Origin of the sequence: Nonomuraea sp. NPDC005730 (genome assembly GCF_040630865.1) — a bacterium.
Taxonomy (GTDB): Bacteria; Actinomycetota; Actinomycetes; order Streptosporangiales; family Streptosporangiaceae; genus Nonomuraea.
This window is the reverse complement of record NZ_JBEXYK010000093.1, coordinates 1-16769: the sequence shown is the minus strand read 5'-3', so window position 1 is coordinate 16769 and position 16769 is coordinate 1. Positions and strand designations below refer to the sequence as shown.

Below are 16769 nucleotides of genomic sequence, written 5' to 3'. Positions count from 1 at the left end.
GCGCTGCCCGGACGCCCGCTCCGCTATGGGCCGTTCACCGCGTCGGCGATCTCCGGCAGCACGCCGGGGTCCTCGATGGTGGACGGCGTGGCGTACGGCCTGCCGTCGGCGATGTCGCGCATCGTGGCGCGCAGGATCTTGCCCGAGCGCGTCTTGGGCAGCCGGGCGACCACCACCGCCCTGCGGAAGGCGGCGACCGGCCCGACACGCTCGCGCACCAGGGTGGTCAGCTCGCGCTCGACGTCGGCCGGGTCACGGTCCGCGCCGGACTTGAGCACCACGAACCCGACCGGGAGCTGCCCCTTCAGCGCGTCGGCCACCCCGATCACGGCGCACTCGGCGACGTCGGGATGGGCGGCGATCACCTCCTCCATCGCGCCCGTGGACAGCCGGTGGCCGGCCACGTTGATCACGTCGTCGATGCGGCCCATGACGTAGAGGTAGCCGTCGGCGTCGATGTGGCCGCCGTCGCCGGTCAGGTAGTGGCCGGGGTAGCGGGACAGGTAGGAGGCCGTGAAGCGTTCCTCGTCGCGGTAGAGGGTGGGCAGGCAGCCGGGCGGCAGCGGCAGCCGGACGGTGACCGCGCCCTCCACGCCGGGCGGGCACTCGCGGCCCTCGGCGTCGAGGACGCGCACGTCGTAGCCGGGGACGGGTTTCGTCGGCGAGCCCGGCTTGATCGGCAGGGTCTCGATGCCGACGCAGTTGGCCGCGACGGGCCAGCCGGTCTCGGTCTGCCACCAGTGGTCGATGACCGGGACGCCGAGCAGGTCGCCGGCCCAGTGGTAGGTGTCGGGGTCGAGGCGCTCACCGGCGAGGAAGAGGTGCCGCAGCCCGGACAGGTCCCATTTTTTCGCGAAATTGCCGGCCGGATCTTCCTTCTTGATGGCCCTGATCGCGGTGGGCGCGGTGAACAGCGTGCGCACTCCGTGCTGGGCGGTCACCCGCCAGAACGCGCCGGGGTCGGGGGTGCCGACGGGCTTGCCCTCGTACAGGACGGTCGTGCAGCCGGTCAGCAGCGGCGCGTAGACGATGTAGGAGTGGCCGACGACCCAGCCGACGTCGGAGGCCGCCCAGAAGACCTCGCCGGGGGCGGCGCCGTAGACGTTGGTCATGCTCCAGCGCAGCGCGACCGCGTGGCCGCCGTTGTCGCGCACCACGCCCTTGGGCAGGCCGGTGGTGCCGGAGGTGTAGAGCACGTAGAGCGGGTCGGTGGCGGCCACGGCCACGCATCCGGCGGGCTCGGCGGCGCGCACGGACTCGTGCCAGTCGAGGTCGCGGCCCGGCCTCAGCTCCGCAGGGCCCTGCGGGCGCTGCAGGATCACGCAGTGGGCGGGCCGGTGGGCGGCCTGGTCGAGGGCGGCGTCGAGCAGCGGCTTGTAGGCCACGACGCGGGCCGGCTCGATGCCGCAGGAGGCCGAGAGCACGACCTTGGGCTCGGCGTGCTCGATGCGCAGGGCCAGCTCACTGGCCGCGAAGCCGCCGAACACCACCGAGTGCACCGCGCCGAGCCGCGCGCAGGCCAGCATCGCGACGACCGCCTCGGGCACCATCGGCATGTAGATCACGACGGTGTCGCCGGCCGTCACGCCGAGCGCCTTCAGCATGCCCGCCGTCCGCGCCACCTCGTCGAGCAGCTCGGCGTAGGTGATCGTGCGGATGGTGCCGGTGACCGGGCTGTCGTAGATCAGCGCCGCCTGGCCGCCGCGGCCGGCCGCGACGTGCCGGTCGAGCGCGTTGTGGCAGGTGTTGAGCCGTCCGTCGGGGAACCACCTGTTCCCGTCGCTGACCACGGCGGGCGCGACGTCCCAGTCGATGTCGCGCGCCGCCTGCGCCCAGAACTCCTCCGGGCGCTGGATGCTCCGCCGGTAAGCCTCGTCATAGCCGCCCACTTTTCGATCAGACCAGCCGTCGGCCCCCGAACGCAAGCCCCGTGGGAGGGTGTCCGGATGAATGACGATCTCATCCTGTCCGTCGTGACGGGCTCGCGGGCGTACGGGCTGGAGACCGCGGCGTCCGACACCGACCGGCGCGGCGTGTTCGTGGCCCCCACCGCGGACTTCTGGCGGCTGTCCAAACCGCCCACGCACCGCGACGGGCCGCTGCCCGAGCAGTTCTCGTGGGAGGTGGAGCGCTTCTGCGTGCTGGCGCTGGAGGCCAACCCGACGGTGCTGGAATGCCTGTGGTCGCCGATCGTCGAGCTGGCGACCCCGGCCGGGCGGCGGCTGCGCGAGCTGCGCGGGGCGTTCGTGTCGCGGCGGGCGCGGCAGACGTTCGCCGGGTACGCCGTTGACCAGTTCCGGCGTCTCGACCCGGCGGCGCCCAGGTGGAAGCAGGCCATGCACATGCTGCGGCTGCTGCTCAGCGGCCTGCACCTGATGCGGCACGGCGAGCCGCTGGTCGACGTCGGGGCGCACCGCGAACGGCTGCTGGCGGTCAGGCGCGGCGAGGTCCCGTGGGCCGAGGTGGACGCCTGGCGGGCCGAGCTGGCGGCGGAGCTGGCCGCCGCGCCCTGCGTCCTGCCGGAGCGGCCGGACCGCGAACGTGTGGAGGACTTCCTGGTGGGCGTGCGGAAGGAGCACCTGTGAACGCGCCGCCGTCCGGGCTGCCGTTCAGGCTGCCGTCCTGGCTGCCCGAGATCCCCGGCGAGCAGCCGTACCCGGTGGCGTTCGCCACGGTGAGCGGCGCCCACCTGTACGGCTTCCCGTCCGTGGACTCCGACGTGGACCTGCGTGGCGTGCACGTGCTGCCGGTCGAGGAGGTGGCCGGGCTGCGCACCGGGCCGCAGACGCTCGACCGGACGTGGACGCGCGAGGGCGTCGAGGTGGACCTGGTCACGCACGACCTGGTCAAGTTCTGCCGCCTGCTGCTCGGCCGCAACGGTTACGTGCTCGAACAGCTCCTGTCGCCGCTGGTGGTGACCTCCTCGCCGGTGCACGAGGAGCTGACGGCGCTGGCGGCCGGATGCGTGACGCGGCACCACGCCCACCACTACCTGGGGTTCGCCCGTACGCAGTGGCGGTTGTTCGGGCGTACGGGCGAGCTGAAGCCGCTGCTGTACACCTTCCGCGTGCTGGCGACGGGCACCCACCTCATGCGCACCGGGGAGCTGGAGGCCGACCTGACCCGGCTGCTGTCCTACGGGCCGGCGTACCTGCCGGAGCTGGTGGCGGCCAAGCGGGAGGCCGAGCACGGCGCGGCGCCGCCGGTGGCGGGCGTGGCCGAGGACGTGGCGCGGATGACGGCCGCGCTGGAGGCGGCGCGCGAGGGCTCTGCGCTGCCCGAACGGACCACCGCGGACGACGCCCTGCACGACCTGGCCGTGCGGGCCCGCCTGGCGTCCCGTCCCTGACCGGGTGCGGCCGGTCAGGGAGGGGACAGGGGCTCAGGCGGCGCCGGGGTCGGCCGACAGGACCAGCCGGACCGAGACGTTCTCGTACCCGGCGCGTTCGAACGCCCGCGCCATCGGGACGTTGCCCGCGTCGGTGTCGGCCATGATCCCCGGCACGCCGCGCTCGGCGTGGAAGCGGGTGATCTCGCCGAGCAGCTCGTCGACGTAGCCGCGGCCCCGGTGCGCGGGCACCACGCCGAGGTAGCCGACGACAGGCCCGGCGTCGTTGGCGGAAGGCAGCGCGACGCCGACCAGGTCGCCGGCCTTGTCGTAGGCCAGCCGCCACCAGGACCGCTCGCCCCGCATCGAGCGGTTGTCGCGGACGTCCTCGCGGGCCTGTTCCACGGGGTCCATGGTCATCAGGGCCTGGCGGGTGTGGAAGTCGAGGGTGCCCTCGGCGACCTGGCGGAAGGCGTCCACGAACACCTCGTCGTCGTCATCGCCGCGGAAGACCAGCCGGTCGGACGGCTCGGGCACCGGCGAGCCGGGCGTCCAGGCGTAGCGCAGGCGTTCCAGCTCCTCGGTCAGCCCGGCGCGGCCGGCGGCCTCCCAGCGCCAGGCGATGGCCGCCGACGCCTTCGGGTCCTCGCGCCAGCCGTTGGAGACGAAGACGTGGTACTCCGGCGTCCGGCCGAACGCGGCGTGCGCGTGGCGCAGCAGCTCGGCGGCCAGCCCCACACGGTCCTCGACGGAGGGGTGGACGTAGACGCAGTCGAGGGCGAGCGGTCGCTCCTCGTCGGCGAAGCCCCACCAGACGGCGCGGGCCAGGATCTCGCCGTTCTCCTCGGCGAGCCAGATCCGGTCGTAGCGGTAGTTGCGGCTCTCCAGGAAGGAGAGCAGCCGGTCGGGATGGGCCCAGCTGATGGATTCGTCGACGACGCAGCCGAGCAGGCGGTCGAGGTCAGCCTCGGCCGCGGGACGGAAAAGCACAGTTCCTCCGAGAAATGAAAATCACACTTACACTGCCAAACATCTCAGTGCCTCCCTTCTCCCGACATTTCGCAGCACTCTAGTCCAAGCCGCCGCGGCCCGCCCGCCGTTTTCCCCGACGTGATCTTCCCCTCGTGGCCGGAGGACGCCGTGAGTACGCTGGACCGCGTCCAGTTTCCGGCGTTTCCCGATCCGGTGGGACGATTCCGCTCCGGCCGACGATGAGGACAGGATGGGCTCCGTGAGGTCCTACGACGACGACACGCTGCCGCTGCAACCGCCGATCCGGCTCCCCGACGCCGCCACCCTGGCCTCCGCGGTCCGCGCCGCGCCGCTCGCGGGCGAGCTGAAGGCGCTGCTCGACCCGCCCGACGACCCGCAGCCTCAGCATGGCGACGCGCAGGGGAACGAGCAGCGGAACGAGGAGGGGCACGAGCGCGCCGGCGACGCGCGGGTGCTGGAGGCGTGGGCGCGGGTGTGCCGGACGCGGCTGGCCGCCGACGAGCGGCTGCTGCTGGAGCTCATCCGCATGTTCCTGTCCAGGGAGCCGGTCGCCGGGCGGGTGCCTCAGGCGCTGACCGATCTGGGGCTGGTGCGGCAGGCGGAGCCGTACACGCTGAGCTGGCTCGGGCTGTGGGTGGCGCGGCTGATCATCGCCGAGACCGCCGGTCAGGAGATCCCCGTCATGGGGACGCTGGCCGGCGCCGACGCCGCCACGCTGCTGCACGGCCTGCGCTCCTACCCCGAGGCCGAGCGGAGCGAGGAGCTGGCGGGCTGGCTGGCCGGCCGCGACCGCGAGCGGGCCGCCGCCGAGATCGCCGGGGCGCTGGCCGGTGTGAGCCCGCTGAGCCGGGCGGTCGGCGTGGAGCTGCTGGAGTCGGGGCTCGGCGAGGAGGGCCGCCGGGCGCTGCGCGGGCTGCTGGAGGAGCCCAGGCTGGGCGCGGTGGTCGCGGCCAGGACGGGCCGCGAGGAACGGCCGCCCACCCCCGACGAGATCGCCTGGGTGCTGGTGGACATGGCGGCGGCGCTGCTGGAGTTCGGCGGCGGCGAGGCGGGCGAGGTGATCGACTCGATCGCCATGGGGATGGACGCGGAGGAGCAGGCGGGCACGATCGCGATCCTCGCCTTCGGCGACCACCCGTGGACGGGACGGGTGCTGCGGGTCGTCATCGACCACCACCCGGACGAGCGCGTCACGGCCGCGGCCCGCAAGGCCCTGCGCCGCCTGCGCGGCCTCGCCGACATCCGCACCTGACGGGACGCGACTGCGGGGACACGACTGCGGGGACACGACTGCGGGACAGGGCTCCGAGGGGACGCGGGCGCGGCGGACGGGGCCGGTAGAGTCGGCTCGATGACGAAGCATACGATCTCGCCGCAGAGCGGCATCCTGGGCGACGGCTTCGGCTGCGACTGCGGCGCGGTGCTGGCCGGGCGGATGGCGGCCGAGCTGCACGCCGCCGAGAACGGCCGGTGCTCGGCCTGTCTCGGCTCGGCGGTGGAGCAGCTGGCCCCCGGCCTGACGCGGGGGTGCACGGTCTGCGCGGCGACCGGCGGCCGCAAGGAGCAGATCACCTGGCAGCTCGCCCGCACCGAGGCCGAGGAGCTGATCACGATGACCGTGGTGCGCGGCATCGTGGCGGGGCTCGACGGGCCGTTCCACCTGTCGGAGATCGCCGACACGGTGCGGGCCGGGTTCGGGCTGCCCGCCGGGCGGCTGCCGGTGGGGCCGCGGGTGCGCGACCTGCTGCTCCAGCTCCAGGCGGCGGGCGAGATCGCCATGTTGTCGGCCCCCGACGAGCTCCTGGGCACCGACCAGGTGCTCTACCGCGACCCCCAGTGGCAGCGCACCCGCACCCTCGGCCTCTGAACCACGCCACCCGCCCTACGGATCAGGAGCGGCCCGTCGCCCGCCCGGCGGGTCAGGGGCGGCCCGTCGCCCGCCCGGCGGGTCAGGGGCGGCCCGTCGCCCGCCCGGCGGGTCAGGGGCGGCAGAGGATCTCGCCGTGCAGGACGGAGAGCCAGGCGTCGTCGTCGGCGGCCCATTCCAGCCAGCCGGCGGCCATGCGCCCCAGGTCGGACTCGGTGGCCGCGCCCGTGGCGAGCGCCTGCCCGGCCAGGGCCGACCGCCGGACGCGGTCGGCCCACATGCCGCCCCACCACGCGCGGTCCTCGGGGGTGGCGAAGCACCAGGTGGAGGAGGTGGCGGTGACCTCCTGGAAGCCGGCGGCGCGGGCCCAGGACAGCAGGCGCCGCCCGGCGTCCGGCTCGCCGCCGTTCTCGCGGGCGAGGCGCTGGTAGAGGGCCATCCAGTCGTCCAGCGCGGGCAGGCGCGGGTACCAGGCGAAGGCCGAGTAGTCGCTGTCCCTGGCCGCGACGTACCCGCCGGGCTTGGTCACCCGGCGCATCTCACGCAGCGCCCGCACCGGGTCGCCCACGTGCTGGAGCACCTGGTGGGCGTGGACCACGCAGAAGGTGTCGTCGGGGAAGCCGAGGGCGTGCGCGTCGGCGACGGCGAAGTCCACGTTGCCCAGGCCGCGCGCGCCGATCTCGGCCCTGGCCAGTGCCAGGGCGTCCGCGGTCACCTCCGACGCCGTCACGTGGCCGACCAGCGCGGCCAGGTCCGCGGTGATCGTGCCGGGCCCGCTGCCCACGTCGAGGAGCTTCATCGCGGGCCGCAGGTGCGGCAGCAGGTACGCGGCCGAGTTCTCCGCGGTGCGCCACCGGTGCGAGCGCAGGACGGACTCGTGGTGCCCATGGGTGTAGACGGCGTCCATCGAAAGACTCCTTCACGACGATGTGTGCTCCGACCCTAACGCCAGTCTCACCTTTCGAGAGGAACTGTCTTTCTATATGAGACGGCCTCGGTCGTCCGGCGCCGCTCGTAGACTGGTCGCGGCAATGTCCCGGCAAAAGGAAGGCGTGGTCGTGGGAGAGGTCCGGCCGATCGTGCACGTGGGCGATCCGGTGCTGCACAATCCGTGCGAGCCGGTCACCCGGTTCGACGGCGAGCTGGCGGCGCTGGTCGACGACATGTTCGCGAGCATGTACGCGGCCGAGGGCGTGGGCCTGGCCGCCAACCAGATCGGCGTGCCGCTGCGCGTGTTCGTCTACGACTGCCCCGACGCCGAGGGCGTCGCCCACAAGGGCGTCGTCGTCAACCCGGCCCTGGAGCTGCCGGGCCTCGGCGAGCGCCGCCTCGACCCCGACGACGAGGGCTGCCTGTCGGTCCCCGGCCAGTTCGCCCCGCTCCCCCGGCCCGACCACGCCACCGTCCACGGTTTCGACGCCGAGGGGCGGCCGGTCACGGTCGCGGGCACCGGCCTGCTGGCCCGCTGCCTCCAGCACGAGACCGACCACCTCGACGGCTACCTGTACATCGACCGCCTGCCGACCAAACGCCGCAAGCAGGTGTTGGCAGCTTACGAGCAGACCAAGGCCACTAAAGAGGACATTTCTCCGCTATAGTGGAGGAATGCAAGGTGAAGGCGTACTGTCCAGCGGGCTGTCCCTGGCCGAGCTGGGCGGGCGCATCCGCGCCGAGCGGCGCGGGCGCGGGTTGTCCGTCGAGCGCCTGGCCGAGCTGAGCGGCATCAGCAGGAGCATGGTCTCCGACGTCGAGCGCGGCGCCAAGTCGCCGACCGTGCTGGTGCTCGACCGCCTGGCCACGGCCCTCGGCACGTCGATCTCCCGGCTCCTCGACGAACCGGCCCGCGAGGACGTGCGCGTGCTGCGGCACGACCGGCAGCGGGTGCTGCGCGACCCGTCGGGCTGGGAACGGCGGGTGTTGTCGCCGGTGCTGGCCGACGTGGAGTTCGAGTTCATGCGGACCACGATCGGCCCCGGCGTGGACGCGGGCGAGTTCGCCCCGCACGCCCGGGGCTCGCGCGAGTACCTGGCCGTCGAGCGCGGCACGCTGCGCCTGACGATCGACGACCGGCCGTACGAGCTGGCGGCCGGCGACTCGGCCGCCTACCCCGGCGACCACCGCCACGCCTTCGCCAACGACGGGACCGCCGACTGCGTCTTCTACCTGGCCATGGAGCTGGGCGGCGGCGGCCATCACGAGACCTGGAGGGAAGCCCCGCATGGATGAGCTGCGCCGCGCCGGCGTCAGGGCGGCCGAGATCGCGGCCGCCCATCTGGAGGGCGTCCCGGCCGGACCCGTCTGGCGGCCGGTGCCCGACGCCGAGCGCGCCTGGCTGGGCGAGCTGCCGCTGCCCGACGCCGGGCGTCCCCTCGACGCGCTGCTCGACGACGTGGGCGCCCATGTGCTGCCGTACCCGATGGGCAACGGGCACCCGCGCTTCTTCGGCTGGGTGAACTCGCCGCCCTCCCCCGCGGGCGTGCTCGTCGAGCCGCTGGCCGCCGCGCTCAACCCGAGCTGCGCGGGTGGCGACCACGCGGGCCCGCTGCTGGAGCGTACGGTGGTGCGCTGGCTGGCCGAGCTGGTCGGCTTCCCCCACCCGCCCGGCGGCGGCCTGCTGACCAGCGGCGCGTCGATGGCCACGATCGTCTGCCTGGCCACCGCCCGGCAGCACGCCGCGCTCGCCGACGGCTGGGACGCCCGCGAGGAGGGCCTGCACGGCCGCCCGCCCATGGTCCTGTACGTCACCGAGGAGGGCCACAGCTGCCTGCACAAGGCGGCCCAGCTGCTCGGCCTCGGCGCCCGGCACGTCCGGAAGGTGCCGGTGGACGCCTCCTTCCGCATGGACGTCGGCGCGCTGCGCACGATGATCGCCGACGACCTGGCGGCGGGCCTGCGGCCGTTCTGCGTGGCGGGCAGCGCGGGCACCGTCAATTCCGGCGCGGTCGATCCGCTCGACGCCATCGCCGACGTGGCCGCCGAGCACGGGCTCTGGTTCCACGTGGACGGCGCCTACGGCGCCCTCGGCGTGCTCGACGCGCGCTCGGCGCCCGCCTACGCGGGGCTGGACCGGGCCGACTCGCTGGCCCTCGACCCGCACAAGTGGCTCGGCGTCCCGGTCGGCTGCGGCTGCGCGCTGCTGCGCGACCCGGCCGCCGCGCGGGCCGCCTTCAGCCTGGTGCCGTCGTACCTGGTCGACGACAACGCCGGCGACCTGGGCTGGTTCGCCGAGTACGGGCCCGAGCAGACCCGCCCGTTCCGGGCGCTGAAGACCTGGGCGACGCTGTCGTACCTGGGCAGGGAGGGCGTCACGCGCCTGGTCGAGCACACCGGCGGCCTGGCGCGCACGCTGGCCGCCATGGTCGAGCAGGCCGCGGACTTCGAGCTGCTCGCGCCGGTCGCCAGCTCCATCACGGCCTTCCGCCACACGCCCGCGACCGGCGGATACGGCGGATCCGGCGGGCTCGACGCGCTCAACCGGGCCCTGCCGGGCGCGGTCCAGGCGCGCGGCAACGCCTTCCTCACCGGCACCCGCCTCGGCGGCCGGGACGCGCTGCGGGCCTGCTTCCTGCATCCCGACACCACCGAGGACGACCTGGCGATCCTGCTGGAGGAGATCCGCCTGGCGGCGAAGACGCTCTGAGACCCGGTAAAGGGGTTCTCCACGGACGTACCGGACACGCATGGCCGGACGCCGGGATCCGACAAAGCCCTGTGAGCTCTCCCCCGGCCCGGGTAGTAAGCGGCCGGGACGTGAGCAATCAGGAGGATCCCATGGCAGAGACCGTGGCAGACGTGATGACTTCCCACCCGGCGACGGTCGAGTGCGACCAGCCGGTGTCGGCAGCCGCGGCGCTCATGCGCGACAACGACGCGGGCGCGGTGATCGTCAACGAGAACGGGCGCATGAAGGGCATCGTCACCGACCGGGACATCACGATCCGCGTGGTGGCCGACGAGCGGGGGCCGGAGACGCCGGTCAGGGAGGCGTGCAGCCCGTCGGTCGAGGCGGTCGGGCCGGACACCAGCATCGACCAGGCCGTGCAGATCATGCGCTCGCACGCCGTGCGCCGCCTTCCGGTCGTCGAGGACGGCCGTCCCGTCGGCATCGTGAGCCTGGGCGACCTGGCGGTGGAGCGCGACCCGGACTCCGCGCTCGCCGACATCTCGGCCGCGGAGGGCAACCGCTAACGTGGCGGTGTGATCACAGTCGAGGACGTCCGGCGCTTCGCGCGCACCCTTCCGCGCTCGTCCGAGCACCTGATCCGGGACCGGGTCAAGTTCCGCGTGGGAAAGATCGTCTACGTGGCGTTCTCACGGGACGAGACGCTGATGGGCTTCGGGTTCCCGAAGGAGGAACGCGAGGCCCTGGTGGCGGCCGAGCCGGCCAAGTTCCTCATGCCCGGCGAGTCCGATCTGCGCTTCAACTGGGTGGTTGCCCGCATGGACGCCCTCGACGCGGCGGAGATGCGCGAGCTGGTGCTGGAGGCGTGGCGCATGTGCGTCCCGAAGAAGGTCCGCCTGGAACAGCAGCTCCGGACCGGCCCCTGAGCCGTTCCGCCGCACTTACGACACCGAGCGATAAAGGGCCGAGGTCAGGTCGGTGACGCGCTTGACCGAGCCGCTCCACGCGCTGCCCGCCGGGTGGGCGGTGAGCACCGCCATGACCAGGCGGTCGCCGGTGCCGGCCAGGCCCGTCGTGTGCAGCACGGGCCGCCCGTAGTCCGGCACGCCAGAGCCGGTCGCGCGCTGCGCGATCCACGAGACGGGCGCGGCCAGGGCCTTGGGGTCGCACTTGCCGGGCGGCGTCGTGCCGAACCCCGACCAGCCCTGCTTGACCGCCCAGGGCCTCGGCACCGCGCGCGGGATGCCGAAGGTCTGGTCGAAGCCGTCGGTGCCGCACGGCGTGGAGGCGCGCAGGTGGCCGAGGATGAGGTCGCGCACCCGGGCGTCGGCGGTGTCGAGCAGGTAGCGGTAGGTCCGGACGACGTCGTACGCGCTGAGCGAGGTGTAGCCCCAGAAGCCCGGCTTGGAGGCGGGCGGCGGGGTGGTGTCGGACAGGCCGAGCCGGCGGGCGGTCCGGACGATGATCTGCCCCTTGCCGTCACGGTCCCAGAACGCCGAGGCGGCGTCGTCGTCGCTGGAGCGCAGCATGATCTTCAGCAGCCGGGCGTCGGCCGGCAGCACGCTCTTGCGCCGCTCCAGGTAGTCGATCGCGATGAGGATCTTGACGACCGACGCAGATCGGAACTTGCGGTGGGCGTTCCGGACGGCGACGATCTTGCCCGCCTTCCGGTCGAACACCACCCAGGCCGCCGTGGTGCCCGCGGGCACTCGGATCGGGCGGGCAACGGCGGCGTGGGCGGGCGTGGCCAGGGCGACGACGGGGACGACCGCCGCCGCGGCGGCCAGGGGCTTGATTCGCACCCGCCTATAACTACCAGATTGTGTCGTCCACCCCTTGACCGTCCAACGAAAGCGGGTATAAACACAGGAGAAACCAAACAGAAACGGCGGTGAACCAACATCATGTACGCCGAGGAGCGGCAGCAGGAGATCCTCCGCAGAGCGCGGGACGCGGGCCGCGTCGACGTGGTGAGGCTGGCCGCCGAGCTCGACGTGACCACCGAGACGATCCGCCGCGACCTGACCGCGCTGGAGCGGGCGGGCGTGCTGCGCCGGGTGCACGGCGGCGCGATCCCCGTGGAACGCCTGGGGTTCGAGCCCGCGCTGGCCGCCCGCGACGAGGTGATGACCGCGGAGAAGGAGCGCATCGCCAAGGCGGCGCTGGCCGAGCTGCCCGAGGACGGCTCGGTCATCATCGACGCCGGCACCACCACCGGCCGCCTGGTCCAGGCGCTGCCCGCCGACCGCGAGCTCACCGTGATCGTCAACTCGCCGCCGCTGGCCACCGTCCTGGCCTCGCGGGCCAACCTCCAGGTGATCGTGCTGGGCGGGCGGCTGCGCGGCAAGACGCTGGCCACGGTCGACGACTGGGCGCTGCGCCCGCTGGCCCACCTCAACGTCGACGTCGCGTTCATGGGCGCCAACGGCTGCTCGCCCGCCCGGGGCCTGACCACGCCCGACCCGGCCGAGGCGGCGATCAAGCGGGCCATGGTCCGGGCCGCCCAGCGCAGCGTGCTGCTGGCCGACCACACCAAGTTCGGCAACACCTACCTGGCCACGTTCGCCGAGCTGGGCGAGATCGACGTGGTGATCACCGACGCGGGGATCGACCCGGCGCTCGCCGCCGACGTCGCCGCCGCCGGGCCGGAGGTGATCCGCGCGTGATCCTCACGTTGACGCTCAACCCGAGCCTCGACCGCACGATCGAGATCGCCGCCCTGGCCAGGGGCGCGGTGATCCGGGCCGCGCGGGCCCGGCTCGACCCGGGCGGCAAGGGCGTCAACGTCTCGCGGGCGCTGCTGGCCAACGGCGTCGCCGCCCGCGCCGTGCTGCCCTTCGCCGGGGACGAGGGCGCGCAGCTCGTCCGCCTGCTGGCCGCCGAGGGCCTGGACATGGTCACCGTCCCCGTGGCGGGCACGACCCGGTCCAACGTCACGCTCGCCGAGCCCGACGGCACCGTCACCAAGATCAACGAGCCGGGGCCCGCGCTGTCGGCGGCCGAGCTGGACACGATCGCCGAGACCGTGCTGGCCGCGGCGCGGGAGGCGGACTGGGTGGTGGCCTCGGGCAGCCTGCCGCCCGGGGTGCCCGCCGACGTCTACGCCCGGCTGTGCCGCCGCTTCGCCGCCGCTGGCCTGCACGTCGCCGTGGACACCAGCGGGCCGGCCCTCGCCCGTGCGCTGGAGGCCGGTCCTGCGCTGGTCAAGCCCAACCTCGACGAGCTGGCCGCGGTGACCGGCCGGCCGTTGTGCCGGGTCGGCGACGTGGTCGAGGCGGCGGCCGGGCTGCGCGCCGCGGGCGCCCGTACGGTGCTGGCCAGCCTCGGGGCCGACGGCGCCGTCCTCGTCGAGGACGACGGCGTCTGGTACGGCGAGGCCGCGGTCACCGGGCCGCGCAGCTCCGTCGGCGCCGGCGACGCCATGCTGGCCGGGTTCCTGGCCGCGGGCGGGCACGGCGTCCCCGCCCTGGCCGAGGCGCTGGCCTGGGGCGCGGCGGCGGTCCGGCTGCCCGGCAGCAGGATGCCCGGCCCCGCCGACATCGACCGCGCCGGGGTGCGCACGGGAGCCCCCGACCCGGCCCGCCCGCTCACCGTCCCGCACGCGCCGCCCGTCCCGGAGCCGGTCGCCCCCTCACCGTACGGCTGATCCACTGCTCATCCCCCCGAAGGAGCACGTCCATGGCCGACAGTTACACCCCTCCGGTCCACGGCACCGGAGTCAAGGCCACCATCCAGCGCCTAGGCGGCCACCTGGCCGGGATGATCATGCCGAACATCGGCGCGTTCATCGCCTGGGGCCTGATCACCGCGCTGTTCATCCCCACCGGCTGGCTGCCGGACAAGGAGCTGGCCGCGCTGGTCGACCCGGTCATCAAGGCCCTGCTGCCGATCCTCATCGCCTACACCGGCGGCCGCATGGTCCACGGGCAGCGCGGCGCGGTCGTCGGCGCGGTGGCGGCGATGGGCGTGGTCGTGGGCTCGGACATCCCGATGTTCCTCGGCGCGATGATCGTCGGCCCACTCGCCGCCGTGATCCTGAAATATGTGGACACGTTGACTGAGCAGCGGACCAGAGCCGGGTTCGAGATGCTGGTGGACAACTTCACCGCCGGCATCGTGGGCGCCGCGATGGCCGTGGCCGGGGTGCTGGGCATCGGGCCGGTCGTCCGGGTCGTCACCGGCGCGGCGGGCCAGGCGGTCGAGTGGCTGATCACCAACAACCTGCTGCCGGTGGCCTCCGTGCTGATCGAGCCGGCCAAGGTGCTGTTCCTGAACAACGCGGTCAACCACGGCGTACTGGGGCCGCTGGGGGTGGCCGAGGCGGTGCGGCAGGGCAGATCGATCCTGTTCATGCTGGAGTCGAACCCCGGCCCTGGGCTCGGGCTGCTGGTGGCGTACCTGCTGTTCGGGCCGCGTCCGCTGCGGCCGAGCACGCCCGCCGCGATGATCATCCACTTCTTCGGCGGCATCCACGAGATCTACTTCCCGTACGTGCTGATGAAGCCGCGGCTCCTCCTGGCCGTCATCGCGGGCGGGGCGGCCGGCGTGTTCACCTTCATGATCACCGGCGCGGGCCTGGTCGCCACGCCCTCGCCCGGCAGCATCTTCGCCTACCTCGCGGTGACGCCGCGCGGCGGCTGGCTCGGCTCGATCGCCGGGATCGCGGTGGCCACGGCCGTGTCGTTCGCCGTCGCCGCCGTGCTGCTGGGCTTCGGCCGGGGCGAGAAGGAGCCGGAGCCGGACGTCCCCGGCCCGCAGGACGCCGTCGCGGACCCACCGGCCCCTGAGCCCGCCGGCACCGAACCCGCGAGCACCCGACCCGTCAGGACCGAACCCGTCAGCAAGGAGGCGTGAGCCGTGGCCGGCATCGACAGCAAGGACATCCACAAGATCGTCGTGGCCTGCGACGCGGGCATGGGCAGCAGCGTCATGCTCGCCTCCCAGCTCCGCAAGCAGCTCAAGGAGAGCGGCGTCACCGTCGAGCACACCCCGGTGAACTCCATCCCCGCCGACGCCGACGTCGTCGTGTGCCACTCCGGGCTGGCCGCCAGGGCCAGGGCCGCCGCGCCGGGCAAGGCGCTGGTGTCCTTCCAGGTCTTCCTCGGCGACCCGGCGGTGACCGGGCTGGTGAACACCATCAGGAACGGCGGCACCGTCGATGCGTGAGGACCTGCTCGACGCGCGGGCGATCCTGCTGCACGAGAGCGCGGCCTCGCGCGAGGAGGCCGTCCGCCGGTGCGGGCGGGTGCTGGTGGAGGTGGGCGCGGTCGCGGAGCCGTACGTCGAGGCGATGCTCGAACGCGAGCGCACGATCTCCACCTACGTCGGCGAGGGGGTGGCCGTCCCGCACGGCACGGCCGCCTCCAAGCGGGACGTCACGCGCGACGCGATCTGCGTCGTGCGCTTCCCCGGCGGGATCGACTGGGACGGCGAGCGCGTCACGCTGTGCGTGGGCATCGCCGCCGCCGGCGACGGGCACGTGCCGCTGCTGGCGGCGCTGGCCGAGATCCTGCTCGACCCCGACCGGGCCAGGGCGTTGCGCGAGGCGACGGAGCCGGGCCAGGTGCTGAAGGAGCTGACGTGAAGGTAGCCAGGTTCCACGCCCCGGGCGACATCAGGATCGAGGACGCGCCGGAGCCGCAGGCCGGGCCGGGCGAGCTGAAGATCCGGGTGCGCAACTGCTCGACCTGCGGCACCGACGCCAAGATCTTCCGGTACGGCCACCACCACATCAGGCCGCCGCGCGTCATGGGCCACGAGATCGCCGGCGAGGTCGTGGGCACCGGGGCGCGGGTGCAGGTGATCGCCGCCATCCCGTGCGGGACGTGCGTGGAGTGCCGCCGGGGCCGCCTGACCGTCTGCCCGCGCCAGGAGTCGATGGGCTACCACTACGACGGCGGCTTCGCCGAGTACGTGGTCGTCCCGGCCAAGGTGCCGGCCGTGAACGGGGTCGTCCCGGCCAAGGTGCCGGCCGTGAACGGGGTCAACGCCGTTCCCGACGGCGTCGGGTTCGCCGAGGCGTCGGTGGCCGAGCCGCTGGCCTGCGTGCTCAACGGCCAGTCGCTGGCCGGGGTGGGGCCGGGCGACGACGTGGTGGTGATGGGCGCGGGCCCGATCGGCTGCCTGCACGTACGGCTGGCGCGGGCGCGCGGCGCGTCCCGGATCTTCCTCGTGGACGTCAACGCCGACCGGCTGGCGATGGCGGCCGAGCTGGTGCGTCCCGACGCGGTGATCGACTCCGACGCCGTCGCACAAGTGCTCAAGCTGACCGGCGGCCGCGGCGCCGACGTCGTGATCACCGCGGCGGCCTCCGGCGCGGCCCAGGAGCAGGCGGTCCGGATGGCCGCCCGGCAGGGGCGCGTGAGCTTCTTCGGCGGGCTGCCGAAGGACGACCCGGTCATCGCCCTCGACGCCAACCTGGTCCACTACCGGGAGCTGAGCATCGTGGGCGCGAACGGCTCCAGCCCCGCGCACAACGCCGAGGCCCTGCGCCTGGTGGCCGAGGGCGCCGTGGTGGTGTCCGACCTGATCACCCACCGGCTGCCGCTGCCCCGGGTGCTCGACGGGATCGACCTCGTCAGCACGGGCACGGCCATCAAGGTGACGATAGAACCCTGAAGGAGGTTGGCGATGGCGAGTCGAACGGTGGCCGTGGCCTGCGCCGGCGGCCTGCACGCGCGTCCGGCGAAGGTGTTCGTGCGGGAGGCGGCCCGGCTGGGGGTGCCGGTGCGGGTGCGGCTCGGCGAGAAGTCGGTGCCGGCCGGCAGCATGCTGGGGGTGTTGTCGCTGGGCGCGGTGCAGGGCACGGTGGTGACGCTGGAGGCCGAGGGCGCGGGGGCCGAGGAGGCGCTCGACGCGCTGGCCGCCCTGTTCTCCCGCGACCTCGACGCCGCCCCCGCGCCCGGCGCGGCCGCGGCGACGGAGGCGGCGACTGAGGTGGCCACAGGGGCGGCCACGGG

20 protein-coding genes are annotated in these 16769 nt (G+C 73.9%); 16 read left to right on the top strand and 4 right to left on the bottom strand.

Translation table 11 applies throughout. From position 1 onward, the window contains the following. Positions 1 to 23: 23 nt before the first annotated feature. Positions 24 to 1889 carry a propionyl-CoA synthetase gene (locus ABZ444_RS48615; protein WP_358011473.1) on the bottom strand — a complete coding sequence of 622 codons (1866 nt, stop codon included), beginning with the start codon at positions 1887 to 1889 and terminating at the stop codon, positions 24 to 26. A gap of 57 nt (positions 1890 to 1946) precedes the next feature. On the opposite strand from ABZ444_RS48615, the gene ABZ444_RS48610 reads away from it, so the two are divergent. Together ABZ444_RS48610 and ABZ444_RS48605 are read left to right on the top strand one after the other, a co-directional pair. Beyond that, positions 1947 to 2585 (top strand): nucleotidyltransferase domain-containing protein, encoded by a 639-nt coding sequence (locus ABZ444_RS48610; protein ID WP_358011470.1) that lies wholly within the window; start codon positions 1947 to 1949, stop codon positions 2583 to 2585. Further along, entirely contained in the window at positions 2582 to 3349 is a 768-nt protein-coding gene (locus tag ABZ444_RS48605) for a nucleotidyltransferase domain-containing protein (RefSeq protein ID WP_358011467.1), read from the top strand. Before ABZ444_RS48610 ends, ABZ444_RS48605 begins: the two co-directional genes overlap by 4 nt. A gap of 33 nt (positions 3350 to 3382) precedes the next feature. Here the strand turns inward: ABZ444_RS48605 and ABZ444_RS48600 are convergent, their stop codons facing one another. Next, positions 3383 to 4318, bottom strand: a complete 936-nt coding sequence (locus ABZ444_RS48600; RefSeq protein ID WP_358011464.1) for a GNAT family N-acetyltransferase — start codon at positions 4316 to 4318, stop codon at positions 3383 to 3385. A gap of 241 nt (positions 4319 to 4559) precedes the next feature. On the opposite strand from ABZ444_RS48600, the gene ABZ444_RS48595 reads away from it, so the two are divergent. Both ABZ444_RS48595 and ABZ444_RS48590 read left to right on the top strand, forming a co-directional pair. Beyond that, on the top strand, positions 4560 to 5573 hold the full coding sequence (locus ABZ444_RS48595) for a hypothetical protein (protein WP_358011462.1): 1014 nt from the start codon (positions 4560 to 4562) through the stop codon (positions 5571 to 5573). A 99-nt stretch (positions 5574 to 5672) separates the two neighbouring features. Next, positions 5673 to 6188, top strand: coding sequence for a hypothetical protein (locus tag ABZ444_RS48590; RefSeq protein ID WP_358011460.1), 516 nt, complete (start codon positions 5673 to 5675; stop codon positions 6186 to 6188). 112 nt (positions 6189 to 6300) lie between these two features. Here the strand turns inward: ABZ444_RS48590 and ABZ444_RS48585 are convergent, their stop codons facing one another. Further along, entirely contained in the window at positions 6301 to 7095 is a 795-nt protein-coding gene (locus tag ABZ444_RS48585) for a methyltransferase domain-containing protein (protein ID WP_358011457.1), read from the bottom strand. A gap of 124 nt (positions 7096 to 7219) precedes the next feature. Here ABZ444_RS48585 and def point away from each other — a divergent pair, with 124 nt between their 5' ends. From def to ABZ444_RS48560, 5 genes are all read left to right on the top strand, one after another. Continuing rightward, on the top strand, positions 7220 to 7786 hold the full coding sequence (gene def / locus ABZ444_RS48580; protein ID WP_358011454.1) for a peptide deformylase: 567 nt from the start codon (positions 7220 to 7222) through the stop codon (positions 7784 to 7786). A 7-nt stretch (positions 7787 to 7793) separates the two neighbouring features. Then, positions 7794 to 8414, top strand: a complete 621-nt coding sequence (locus ABZ444_RS48575) for an XRE family transcriptional regulator (RefSeq protein WP_358011452.1) — start codon at positions 7794 to 7796, stop codon at positions 8412 to 8414. Beyond that, complete coding sequence (locus ABZ444_RS48570; protein ID WP_358011449.1) at positions 8407 to 9828, top strand: pyridoxal-dependent decarboxylase; 1422 nt, start codon at positions 8407 to 8409, stop codon at positions 9826 to 9828. Before ABZ444_RS48575 ends, ABZ444_RS48570 begins: the two co-directional genes overlap by 8 nt. 131 nt (positions 9829 to 9959) lie before the next feature. Next, the gene (locus tag ABZ444_RS48565) at positions 9960 to 10376 is read left to right on the top strand and encodes a CBS domain-containing protein (RefSeq protein WP_352325227.1); all 417 of its coding nucleotides are present in this window, start codon (positions 9960 to 9962) and stop codon (positions 10374 to 10376) included. Between the two features lie 9 nt (positions 10377 to 10385). Further along, positions 10386 to 10736, top strand: coding sequence for an MmcQ/YjbR family DNA-binding protein (locus ABZ444_RS48560; RefSeq protein WP_358011447.1), 351 nt, complete (start codon positions 10386 to 10388; stop codon positions 10734 to 10736). A gap of 15 nt (positions 10737 to 10751) precedes the next feature. On the opposite strand, the gene ABZ444_RS48555 is transcribed toward ABZ444_RS48560, so the two are convergent. Then, entirely contained in the window at positions 10752 to 11612 is an 861-nt protein-coding gene (locus ABZ444_RS48555; RefSeq protein ID WP_358011445.1) for a hypothetical protein, read from the bottom strand. 102 nt (positions 11613 to 11714) lie between these two features. Between ABZ444_RS48555 and ABZ444_RS48550 the strand changes: the two genes are divergently transcribed. The 7 genes from ABZ444_RS48550 to ABZ444_RS48520 form a co-directional block, all read left to right on the top strand. Further along, complete coding sequence (locus ABZ444_RS48550; RefSeq protein WP_352350975.1) at positions 11715 to 12476, top strand: DeoR/GlpR family DNA-binding transcription regulator; 762 nt, start codon at positions 11715 to 11717, stop codon at positions 12474 to 12476. Continuing rightward, positions 12473 to 13456: a 1-phosphofructokinase gene (gene pfkB, locus ABZ444_RS48545; protein ID WP_358011442.1), complete on the top strand. Its 984-nt coding sequence runs from the start codon at positions 12473 to 12475 to the stop codon at positions 13454 to 13456. Before ABZ444_RS48550 ends, pfkB begins: the two co-directional genes overlap by 4 nt. A 32-nt stretch (positions 13457 to 13488) precedes the next feature. Then, positions 13489 to 14664, top strand: a complete 1176-nt coding sequence (locus ABZ444_RS48540; RefSeq protein ID WP_358011439.1) for a PTS mannitol transporter subunit IICB — start codon at positions 13489 to 13491, stop codon at positions 14662 to 14664. Positions 14665 to 14667: 3 nt separating this feature from the next. Then, a complete protein-coding gene (locus ABZ444_RS48535; RefSeq protein ID WP_358011436.1) occupies positions 14668 to 14976 on the top strand; it encodes a PTS lactose transporter subunit IIB in 309 nt (102 codons plus the stop codon). After that, on the top strand, positions 14969 to 15394 hold the full coding sequence (locus ABZ444_RS48530; protein WP_358011434.1) for a PTS sugar transporter subunit IIA: 426 nt from the start codon (positions 14969 to 14971) through the stop codon (positions 15392 to 15394). The genes ABZ444_RS48535 and ABZ444_RS48530 overlap by 8 nt, the downstream gene beginning before the upstream one ends. Beyond that, complete coding sequence (locus tag ABZ444_RS48525; RefSeq protein WP_358011432.1) at positions 15391 to 16428, top strand: zinc-dependent dehydrogenase; 1038 nt, start codon at positions 15391 to 15393, stop codon at positions 16426 to 16428. The genes ABZ444_RS48530 and ABZ444_RS48525 overlap by 4 nt, the downstream gene beginning before the upstream one ends. A gap of 12 nt (positions 16429 to 16440) precedes the next feature. Beyond that, positions 16441 to 16769 (top strand): HPr family phosphocarrier protein (locus ABZ444_RS48520; RefSeq protein WP_358011430.1); only part of this gene is annotated, 329 nt, incomplete at its 3' end.